The organism is Vibrio sp. N418 (assembly GCF_000222565.1).
GTDB lineage: Bacteria > Pseudomonadota > Gammaproteobacteria > Enterobacterales > Vibrionaceae > Vibrio > Vibrio scophthalmi.
Genome location: NZ_AFWD01000047.1, coordinates 23,419 through 34,414, shown reverse-complemented (window position 1 = coordinate 34,414; position 10,996 = coordinate 23,419). Strand labels below are relative to the sequence as shown.

Below are 10,996 nucleotides of genomic sequence, written 5' to 3'. Positions count from 1 at the left end.
TCATTCGAGGCCTTTTTATTTAAAAGATTTCGCTTTAGTACTAGCGCAGTGCTTTAGTTAGAAAATCGTTGAGCAACGATGTGACAAATTGCGGCTGCTCTAAATTAGAGATATGACCGGCATTGGGAATTTGCACCAACTCCGCGCCATCAATACAATCTTGCATTAAGTACGACTCCAAGTAAGGACGAGGAATATCTTCTGCGCCAACAGCAATCAGGGTTGGTAGTGTAAAATGCTCCAAAGCGTCAGTCAGATCGCGACGACCAAAGACCATCCGACCAACCTTTGCAATCGCCTCAGCTTGTTCACCTTTTATTTGAGCGAGGTGCTGCTGAAATTTCGCCACCAATTCAGGGTTATCTTGCTCAGCATTACGGGCAAAAAACAGCGGTGTTACCGCAGCAATGATCGCTTCAGGAACATGTTTAACTGTGTTGATCGTCTCTAACATGGCAAAGTACTTTTTGTGTGCCACTTCAGGCTCTAAACCGACAAAAGTATCCATCAACGCAATGGCATTCACTCGTCGTGGCGCCATCGCCACCACTTCTGCCCCCCACATACCACCAACAGATAGGCCAACGATCGCAAATTGATCAATCTCTAAGTGATCCATCAAAGCGAGGATCTGCTGGGCGTAATCTTGCAATGATCGGGTTGAAAGCGGTGCGCTGTCAGACTCTCCATGCGCCCAAAGATCTGGCACAATACAACGATATGACTGACTTAACTGCGCTATTTGTGGCGCCCACATCTGACTATCCCACAAGTAACTATGACCAAATAGCACCACAGGGCCTTGCCCTATATCCTGATAGGCCATTTCACAGCCATCGATTGCAAATTTTTTCATACTTCTATCCATTGTGTCGCTTTCCTATCACTGCTTGCTATTGCGGCTCTACATTTATCCATTGTTTCAAAGCGATGGCAATAAACAATTATTCTGCTGAAGGCAAAAAAAAGGCCGCTATAACAGCGGCCTTGATTTGAATTGATCAATTAAGCGATCGGTTCAAGTTGATCGATCGGCCAACGCGGCTTCGCTTCTACCGCCAGATCCGTTGCTTCGCTGTTTTTCAAACGCTGCATACCGGCATACGCGATCATTGCGCCGTTATCGGTACAAAACTCAGTACGTGGGTAATAAACTTCACCACCGATCTTTTGTGCTAACTTGCCAAGTTCAGCTCGTAAACGCTTGTTGGCACTCACACCACCAGCAATCACAATGCGTTTAAACCCAGTTTGATCCAATGCGCGTTTGCATTTGATCACCAAGGTTGCACACACCGCTTCTTCAAACGCTAACGCGATATCCGCACGAGTTTGATCATCATCGCCATTAGCGGCAATGGTATTGGCTGTAAAGGTTTTCAGGCCAGAGAAGCTCATATCGAGCCCTGGTACGTTGGTCATCGGGCGTGGAAACTTAAAACGACCGGGAGTGCCTTTCTCTGCCAGTTTAGACAGCAGTGGACCACCTGGATAATCCAGTCCCATCAATTTTGCCGTTTTATCGAATGCTTCACCTGCCGCATCATCCACCGACTCGCCAAGGATCTTATACTCACCGATCCCTTTCACTTCTACCATCATTGAGTGACCGCCTGAAACCAGCACAGCAACAAATGGGAACGGTGGTGGGTTATCTTCCAACATTGGCGCCAGCAAGTGGCCTTCCATGTGGTGAACCGCAACGGCAGGGATGTTCCATGCATAAGCAAGGCTGCGGCCAATCGTCGCGCCAACTAAAAGTGCACCGGCAAGACCAGGGCCTGCGGTATACGCGATGCCATCGATATCTTTTGGAGTAAGGTTCACTTCAGCCATCGCAGCTTTGATAAGCGGAATGGTTTTTTTAACGTGATCGCGAGAGGCCAATTCAGGGACTACACCGCCGTAATCGGCATGCAATTTTACCTGACTGTAAAGCTGGTGAGAAAGCAGGCCTTTCTCATCATCATAAATGGCAATTCCCGTCTCATCACAAGAGGTTTCGATACCGATAATACGCATGGTTAACTCAGAAGGCTTCTGTCGACTGTTTCAAATTGGCGGCAATCTTACCTCGCCTTGACGTTGCAAACAAATTTTGTCCCTGCAGATAGCACTAACCACACTCGCTATAAATGGCCATATCAGCCATGAATAATGGTGTTAAACGATTACAACATCCAACAAGTAAATTCATTTTTATCAATAATGACAATAGATTAGACCACTCTATCTCAAAGCCATTAAAATTTGATTTAGGTTAATTTTTTGATTTCGAGATGTTAAGCAACTAAATTAGAGCCCTGAGCTTAATCCATAGGGCGACCAATCAAACTATACCTTGGTGCTGCATGGATATATACTCGACAAAATGCTTTACAAAGCTATTGTGATCGGATTAAAATTCCGCACCATTTTTGATCAAGCTGGTTATAGACCGAACAGCATTGTTTGGACTACCGATGCCAGCGTTAACGAATAACCCCTGAGGTGAAAGGCATATGCCAGTAGTTAAAGTACGTGAAAACGAACCGTTCGACGTTGCACTACGTCGTTTCAAGCGCTCTTGCGAAAAAGCAGGTATCCTTTCTGAAGTGCGTCGTCGTGAGCACTACGAAAAACCAACTACAGTTCGCAAACGCGCTAAAGCAGCAGCTCAAAAGCGTCACGCTAAGAAGCTAGCTCGCGAAAACGCTCGTCGCGTTCGCCTGTACTAATAACTAAGTCCATTAGGAAATAGTTATGGCTCTCATTGATACTCTCAAAGACGAGCAAAAATTAGCGATGAAAGCCAAGGATAAATTACGCCTTGGCACTATTCGTTTAGCCTTAGCAGCCGTTAAGCAACGTGAAGTTGACGAACAGATCACTCTGAACGATGACGACATTCTTGCTGTGCTGACTAAAATGGTTAAACAACGTCGCGACTCTGTCGCTCAATACGAATCAGCGGGTCGTCAAGATTTAGCAGACGTGGAAAGCGCCGAAATTACAGTACTTGAGGATTTCATGCCTCAACCGCTCACCGATGAAGAAGTTGCGCAGCTTATTGAAGCGGCAATTGCTGAATCTGGTGCCGCGGGCATGCAAGACATGGGTAATGTAATGGGCGTTCTTAAACCACAGATTCAAGGGCGTGCAGATATGGGTAAAGTAAGTGGTTTAGTTCGCGCTAAGCTGGCTTAATTACCCAACCCTATTGCAACAAGCCGTGCATTCCATTGGATAGCGCGGCTTGTTTGTATCTGAATGCATGAAATAATCAACCGCTTCTGCGATACTAGATTGCATAACTCATCCATTCTGTTCTCTTTTCTTTTTTGTTAGGTTTTATGGCTGGACACATCCCTCGTAATTTTATTGATGACCTCCTAGCTCGACTTGATATCGTCGATATCATTGACGCACGCGTGAAACTTAAGAAAAAAGGCAAGAACTACGGTGCTTGCTGCCCTTTCCATAACGAAAAAACCCCCTCATTTAGCGTCAGCCAAGAGAAGCAGTTTTACCACTGTTTTGGCTGTGGTGCGCATGGTAATGCCATCGACTTCATGATGGAGTATGAACGTTTAGAATTCGTTGAAGCGATAGAAGAGCTCGCCTCTTTTATGGGCCTAGATGTGCCACGCGAGCAGCGCCAAGGCGGTGGATTCCGCAATGATCAACCTCAGGCAAGTAGCGATCAAAAACGATCGCTTTACGATCTATTGGGCAGCATTGGCCAGTTTTATCGTGATCAACTCAAGCAACCGAAGAGTAAGATCGCCATCGATTATCTGAAAGATCGTGGCCTCTCTGGCGAGATCGTACAGAAATTTGGCATCGGCTATATTCCCGATGAATGGGATCTCGTCAGAAAGAACTTTGGTCAACAGAAAAACAGCCAAGATATGCTGGTTTCTGGTGGCATGCTAATCGAAAACGATAAAGGCAATCGTTATGACCGTTTTCGCGGTCGTGTGATGTTCCCGATCCGTGATCGTCGTGGTCGTGTGATTGGTTTTGGTGGCCGCGTGATTGGCGAAGGAACACCAAAATACCTCAACTCTCCTGAAACGCCAGTGTTCCATAAAGGCAAAGAACTGTATGGTCTTTATGAAGTTTTACAGGCGTATCGTGAACCACCTCGTATCCTTGTCGTAGAAGGCTATATGGATGTGGTGGCTTTAGCGCAATATGGCGTCGACTATTCGGTCGCCTCGCTTGGCACCTCAACCACTGGCGATCACCTGCAAGTCTTATTTCGACAAACAAGCTTGGTGGTCTGCTGTTACGATGGTGACAGAGCTGGACGTGAAGCGGCATGGCGCGCAATGGAAAATGCATTGCCTTATTTGACCGATGGTCGACAGTTGAAGTTTATGTTTCTCCCTGATGGTGAAGATCCAGATTCTTATATCCGTCAACACGGCAAACAAGCGTTTGAGCAACAACTCGATTCTGCCACATCATTGTCTGAATTTATGTTCAGTTCATTGATGCAGCAAGTGGATACATCCACACGAGAAGGCATGGCAAAACTCACCAGTCTCGCCATTCCACTGATTGACAAAGTACCCGGTGGCACACTGCGACTTTACCTAAGAGATTTACTCGGTAAACGCCTTGGCTTAATGGATGAACGACAACTTCAGCAATTGATCAGTAAAGAAGGGCAAAAAGAGGAGCGACCTCAGCCTCACAAAGAGATCAAGCGCACACCAATGCGTGAAGTGATCGCTTTGCTAATTCAAAATCCGAGCTATGCTGAAATGGTACCGGATCTAAGTAGCGTGAAGCACTTGACGGTTCCAGGATTAAGTTTATTCATTGAGGTGCTTGAATATTGTCAATCGCACCCCCATATCAACACAGGCCAATTGCTTGAGCATTGGCGAAATAGTCGCCATGAGGCCCTATTGTCACGTCTCGCGGGATGGCTAATCCCCCTCGTAGACGACAATGAAAAAGATATATTTTTAGATTCATTGGATAAGATCCTTTCCCAGTGCGTCGAAAAGCAAATTGAAAATCTGCAAGCCAAAGAAAGAAGCATCGGTTTATCAGCCGAAGAGAAAAGGGAGCTACTAGCGTTAATGCTAGATTTAAAAGCGTAACCCTGTTTAATTAGGCAGCAAACAATTAATTTGTTAACATGTATGGTTTGCATATCGCATACTAATTCCTTCACCAGATACTAAGTTGGATACCGTCTATGGATCAAAATCCGCAGTCACAGCTAAAACAACTTGTCATTAAAGGCAAGGAACAAGGCTATCTGACCTACGCAGAAGTTAACGACCACCTGCCTGCAGAAATCGTGGATTCTGAGCAGGTTGAAGACATCATTCAGATGATTAATGACATGGGTATTCGAGTAGTAGAAACTGCTCCGGATGCTGATGATCTTGCGCTGAACGATGATGACGCCATCACCGATGAAGATGCAGCAGAAGCTGCAGCAGCGGCACTTTCAAGCGTTGAAAGTGAAATTGGCCGCACAACCGACCCAGTACGCATGTACATGCGTGAAATGGGTACTGTTGAGCTGCTAACGCGCGAAGGTGAAATCGATATCGCGAAGCGTATCGAAGATGGTATCAACCAAGTTCAAAACGCCGTTGCAGAATACCCAGGTACAATTCCTTACATTCTTGAACAGTTCGACCGTATTCAAGCTGAAGAGCTACGTCTGACTGATCTGATCACGGGCTTTGTTGATCCTGATGCAGATGAAACTGCAGCGCCAACCGCGACACACATCGGTTCTGAACTCACAGAAACAGATCTTAAAGACGAAGATGATGATTCTGACGACGACAGTGACGACAGCGATGAAGAAGAAGCTGAAGAAGATACTGGTATTGATCCTGAGCTTGCGCTTGAGAAATTTACCGCTCTACGCAACACCTTCCAAAACCATCAGCTAGCGGTTAACGAACACGGTCATGACAGCGCACAAGCACAAGATGCTCATGCACTAGTGATTGATGTGTTTAAAGAATTCCGTCTAACACCGAAGCAATTCGACTACCTAGTTGAAGAGCTACGTACTTCAATGGAACGCGTTCGTACTCAAGAACGTTTGATCATGAAGGCAACGGTTGAATACGGCAAAATGCCGAAGAAATCATTCATCACGCTATTTACTGGCAATGAGTCAAGCGATGCTTGGCTAGATGAAGTTTTGGCATCAGATAAGCCATACGCAGACAAAATTCGTCAAAGCGAAGACGATATCCGTCGTTCTATCCTGAAGCTTAAAATCATTGAAGAAGAGACTTCTTTAACGGTTCAAAGCATCAAAGATATCAGCCGTCGTATGTCTATCGGTGAAGCGAAAGCTCGTCGTGCGAAAAAAGAGATGGTTGAGGCAAACTTACGTCTAGTTATCTCAATTGCTAAGAAATACACCAACCGTGGCCTACAGTTCTTGGATCTAATCCAAGAAGGTAACATTGGTTTGATGAAAGCGGTTGATAAATTTGAATACCGTCGTGGTTACAAATTCTCGACTTACGCGACTTGGTGGATTCGTCAGGCAATCACTCGTTCGATTGCAGACCAAGCCCGTACGATCCGTATTCCGGTTCACATGATCGAAACGATCAACAAACTGAACCGCATCTCTCGTCAAATGCTACAAGAGATGGGTCGTGAGCCGCTACCGGAAGAACTTGCTGAACGCATGCAAATGCCAGAAGACAAGATCCGTAAAGTACTGAAGATCGCTAAAGAGCCAATCTCAATGGAAACACCTATCGGTGATGACGAAGATTCGCACCTAGGTGACTTCATCGAGGATACTACGCTAGAACTTCCTCTTGATTCAGCGACGGCAACTAGCCTGCGCGCTGCAACCAAAGATGTTCTTGCGGGTCTAACACCTCGTGAAGCAAAAGTACTACGCATGCGTTTTGGTATCGATATGAACACTGACCACACTCTAGAAGAAGTGGGTAAGCAGTTCGACGTGACGCGTGAACGTATCCGTCAGATCGAAGCAAAAGCACTACGTAAACTTCGTCACCCAAGCCGCTCAGAAACCTTGCGCAGCTTCCTAGACGAGTAATTCGTAAGCAATTAAAGAAAAAGGTGAGCTCTGGCTCACCTTTTTTGTATCTAGCGCGTTTAACTGAATAAAAACTAAACGGAATTACCCCCCTACTCGGCTAGACACTCCAAGGCGCTTCCCCTATAATCAGTCACCTTAAAGGCCCCTTAGCTCAGTGGTTAGAGCAGTCGACTCATAATCGATTGGTCCCCAGTTCAAGTCTGGGAGGGGCCACCAAATTTAGAAAGGCTCATAGAGAAATCTACGAGCCTTTTGCTTTTCTAGCATCTCTATATACCCTTCTCATTTAAGCCATGGGCTCAACCTCAAATTAACCCTTTAAGGCTCTGTTTATTTAGAACGCTGACTAGTAAAATTCACACTGGTTAGAAAAATATAAGCTGTAGTTATTATGCCAAATAGCGAGATCGTGGTTTTTCCTTGGAACCCTAATTTTGAAACTGGAATAGTTCACATTGATGCCCAGCATAAGACGTTGTTTCAACTCGTCAATAAACTCGCCAATTCTTTAGTGCATGAAAATCGGATTGAAGTTGCTGAAGTGTTTGATGAACTCGCCAACTATGCGACGTACCATTTTACCGAGGAAGAACAAGTATGGTCTGAATACTTCCAGCAAGATAACTGGATGTTATCTCATACCGATACGCATGAGTCCTTCCTACCTGACATTGAAAAAATCAAACACGCTGCCGTTACAAGCTGTTGGCAAGATACGATTGAAAATGTACTGCAGTTTCTTATTCGTTGGCTCGCTCTGCATATTCTTGATAACGATAAAAAGATGAGCTTAGTCGTGCATGGACTGAAAGACGGCATGGCGTTAGATGAAGCGAAGAAGCAGGCGCGAAAGCAAATGCGAGGTTCCGTTGGTGTGCTGATTGATACCGTATTAACCATGTACGACGAACTGTCATCCCATGCGATTGAATTGATCCGTGAAAAACATCGCCGCATTATTGCTGAAAAAGAGCTTACCGCTCTTAATCAGAAACTACAGCAACTCGCGATCATAGATGAACTTTCAGGCCTATTTAACCGACGCCATTTTATGAATGTGATTCAGCCTGAAATTCAACGGGCCAAACTTGAACAACACGCGCTCAGTTTTATTTCTCTCGATTTAGACTTATTTAAATCTCTTAATGATTCACTTGGCCACCTCAAAGGCGACGAAGCGATTCAATCTGTTGGTGATATTTTATCTCAGCTAAGCAAGCAATATGGCGGTCATGCTTTTCGCATGGGCGGGGAAGAGTTTTTGGTGGTTGTCACCAATACCCACTACCAACACAGTACAGCTCTTGCTGAAACAATCCGCCAAAGCATCGCGAACGTGACACTATCAAACGAAGAGAAAAAATGCTCCCATCAACTCACTTGTTCGATTGGTGTGTTTTGTCATCCCCCACAAGGTGATGAAGACTTCTTGTTTTTCTTAAATAAGGTGGATGAAGCGCTCTATCAAGCTAAATCCGCCGGGCGTAATAATGTTATTTCAGCCAATAACAGTACGCCTTGTTGTGCTTAATGGCCTAAGCACTGAATATAAAAATGGCTGCCTCTAGGCAGCCATTTTTAATCCATCATTGGGTCGCTAACTAGATAGCCCAACTTATATAGCCCAACCACCCGCGTAAAACGCCACTAGCACCGCGGTTAGGGCCACAATACCAAAGCTAAGCTTCTTCCACTCGCCAGAGATAATGCGACCAACGACCAAACATAGGAAGCCAAGCATGATACCGGTGACGATATTGGCAGTAAGCACGATAAACACGGCACACACTAATCCTGACAAAGCATCAATTGAGTCGCCAAAATCAAGCTTACTAACATTACTCAGCATCAATAGGCCAACATACATTAGCGCAGGCGCCGTTGCGTAGCTTGGTACTAGGTAACTGATTGGCGAGATGAACAACAGGGCTAGGAACAAGGTACCAACAACCACAGCCGTCAAACCGGTTTTGCCACCAGCCGCCGTACCTGCTGCAGATTCAATGTACACTGCCGCCGGAGCGCCACCAACAGCACCAGAGACAATGCTACTCACAGAATCAGAAGTCAGCGCTTTACCGCCATCGATGATGTTGCCATCTTTATCCAGCAAGTTCGCCTGACCAGCCACTGCGCGAATCGTACCAGTCGCATCAAAGATCGCCGTCATCACCAAAGCTAATACGCTTGGTAGTACTAATGGGCTAAATGCGCCCATAACATCCATCGAACCAAATAGAGAGCCTTCGCCGCCAAATGATGGCATAGCAAACAAACCATGGTAGGTCACATTTGGATCGAAAATAAGACCAAAGATCGAGATCACTACGATAACCAGTAAGATACCACCTGGGACACGGCGCTTCTCCAAACCAAAGATAGCGGCAAGGCCGAGTACCGACATCATTACAGGTAGAGAGGTAAAATCACCAAATTTAACCGGTAGACCTTCTGCAAGATTCTTCTCTACTAGCCCCACACCATTGGCGGCGATAAGCAATAAGAACAGACCAATACCAATCCCGGTACCGTGTGCGATACCGACAGGTAAGTGTGTCAAAATCCACTGGCGTAAACCTGTTACGGTAATCGCGGTAAACACCACCCCCATTAGGAAGACAGCACCCAGCGCAACCGGAATAGAGACACCTTGTCCCAATACCAAGCTAAAGGCCATGAATGCGGTTAATGAGATCGCACAACCAATCGCCATCGGCAGGTTTGCCCACAACCCCATCAATAATGAACCAAATGCCGCCACTAAACAGGTCGCAACAAACACCGCACCTTGATCAAATCCAGCCGCACCCAACATACTTGGTACCACAATGACTGAGTAAACCATGGCAAGAAATGTCGTTAAACCTGCCAGCATTTCTTGGCGAACGTTACTACCGCGTTGCGAGATCGAGAAGTAGCTATCCAGTTTGCTCGCCATTGGCGACGAAGCGGATGAGCTATTTTGCGTATTTTGAGTGGGAGTCTTATTAGACATGAGTTTTCCTATTCGATTTTATGACTTAATACCATAAGAAGCATTGTAGCGTGATGAGTTCACTGCCTATCCATGCCTGGTTGGAATAGATCATTGATGGAGTTTTACAAAGCAATAACTAGGCTTAAACACCGCACCCTAAGGGTTGCGCTATCGTTTAAAGGCGGAGAAATTACAGGGTTATTTTGCAGATGACAAGTAATTTAAACCTTTGCGGCAAACGTTTCCGTAAAGAAAAACAATACGTAGTGTTGGGTGAGGTTTACAGCGCTTAATCTGCTCCTATCTTCTGCCCATCTCTCTCCGGCCTCTAAATACCGAAGGGCGCGATGAGTACGAGATGAAGAGAGTGCAAATTCGCTTTTACGCGCTACAATACAGCACAGATTGACCATATAGAAATAGATGACCATGCAGCTTGATTATACTTACCAATGCTTAGCGAATATGCCTCGTGAAGAGCTAGAACAACTCAGCCTACGAATGGTTCACCGCTTAGTACCTGAAGATTACCTTAGCGAAATTTTTACTTTTGATGGTGAAGAAACCGAATCAGAAGATAAACTGCATGAAGCTCAGCTCGATGCGATGTTACGTCTTAATGCCATCGCTCTGAGCCAATTACCCGCTCTATTTCAAGAATCAGAAAATGCCCAGCAAAATACGCTGCGTATGCAACGCCTGCTATTGTGGCACTTTTACGCGATCTCATTTCATCTTGAGCGTGCCATTCCTTTAGAGGTGCATTGCAACCACGTGGAAGTAATCCTAAAACAAAGCCCAGAAAACACCTTAGAATGGGTGACAACCTTAACGGATTTATTGCGTCAATACGCCAAGATTGCGCAGTAATATAAATAGCGACGGACATCAAGTCACATACTGTGACTGGATGTCCTGCAGCTCAAGTCGTGATATATTGAATCACGATAAAATATAGGTTGTGA

9 protein-coding genes and 1 tRNA gene are annotated in these 10,996 nt (G+C 45.5%); 7 read left to right on the top strand and 3 right to left on the bottom strand.

The features are described 5' to 3' along the window. Positions 1 to 40: 40 nt before the first annotated feature. A complete protein-coding gene (locus RH86_RS09995) occupies positions 41 to 856 on the bottom strand; it encodes an alpha/beta fold hydrolase (RefSeq protein WP_009386073.1) in 816 nt (271 codons plus the stop codon). 149 nt (positions 857 to 1,005) lie between these two features. Further along, a complete protein-coding gene (gene tsaD, locus RH86_RS09990) occupies positions 1,006 to 2,022 on the bottom strand; it encodes a tRNA (adenosine(37)-N6)-threonylcarbamoyltransferase complex transferase subunit TsaD (RefSeq protein WP_009386072.1) in 1,017 nt (338 codons plus the stop codon). Positions 2,023 to 2,501: 479 nt separating this feature from the next. Here tsaD and rpsU point away from each other — a divergent pair, with 479 nt between their 5' ends. The 6 genes from rpsU to RH86_RS09960 all read left to right on the top strand — a co-directional run bounded on the left by rpsU (position 2,502) and on the right by RH86_RS09960 (position 8,585). Then, on the top strand, positions 2,502 to 2,717 hold the full coding sequence (rpsU, locus tag RH86_RS09985; RefSeq protein ID WP_001145625.1) for a 30S ribosomal protein S21: 216 nt from the start codon (positions 2,502 to 2,504) through the stop codon (positions 2,715 to 2,717). A 25-nt stretch (positions 2,718 to 2,742) separates the two neighbouring features. Next, positions 2,743 to 3,186, top strand: coding sequence for a GatB/YqeY domain-containing protein (locus tag RH86_RS09980; RefSeq protein ID WP_005598088.1), 444 nt, complete (start codon positions 2,743 to 2,745; stop codon positions 3,184 to 3,186). A gap of 146 nt (positions 3,187 to 3,332) precedes the next feature. Beyond that, positions 3,333 to 5,096, top strand: coding sequence for a DNA primase (dnaG, locus tag RH86_RS09975; protein WP_009386071.1), 1,764 nt, complete (start codon positions 3,333 to 3,335; stop codon positions 5,094 to 5,096). A gap of 98 nt (positions 5,097 to 5,194) precedes the next feature. Beyond that, complete coding sequence (gene rpoD / locus RH86_RS09970; RefSeq protein WP_005598084.1) at positions 5,195 to 7,051, top strand: RNA polymerase sigma factor RpoD; 1,857 nt, start codon at positions 5,195 to 5,197, stop codon at positions 7,049 to 7,051. Positions 7,052 to 7,194: 143 nt separating this feature from the next. Beyond that, a tRNA-Ile gene (locus RH86_RS09965) sits at positions 7,195 to 7,270 on the top strand. A 175-nt stretch (positions 7,271 to 7,445) separates the two neighbouring features. Continuing rightward, positions 7,446 to 8,585: a GGDEF domain-containing protein gene (locus RH86_RS09960; RefSeq protein WP_009386070.1), complete on the top strand. Its 1,140-nt coding sequence runs from the start codon at positions 7,446 to 7,448 to the stop codon at positions 8,583 to 8,585. Between the two features lie 84 nt (positions 8,586 to 8,669). On the opposite strand, the gene RH86_RS09955 is transcribed toward RH86_RS09960, so the two are convergent. Further along, positions 8,670 to 10,049 (bottom strand): NCS2 family permease, encoded by a 1,380-nt coding sequence (locus RH86_RS09955; RefSeq protein WP_009386069.1) that lies wholly within the window; start codon positions 10,047 to 10,049, stop codon positions 8,670 to 8,672. Between the two features lie 411 nt (positions 10,050 to 10,460). Here RH86_RS09955 and RH86_RS09950 point away from each other — a divergent pair, with 411 nt between their 5' ends. Beyond that, the gene (locus RH86_RS09950) at positions 10,461 to 10,901 is read left to right on the top strand and encodes a hypothetical protein (protein ID WP_005598078.1); all 441 of its coding nucleotides are present in this window, start codon (positions 10,461 to 10,463) and stop codon (positions 10,899 to 10,901) included. The last annotated feature ends 95 nt before the right edge of the window (positions 10,902 to 10,996 follow it).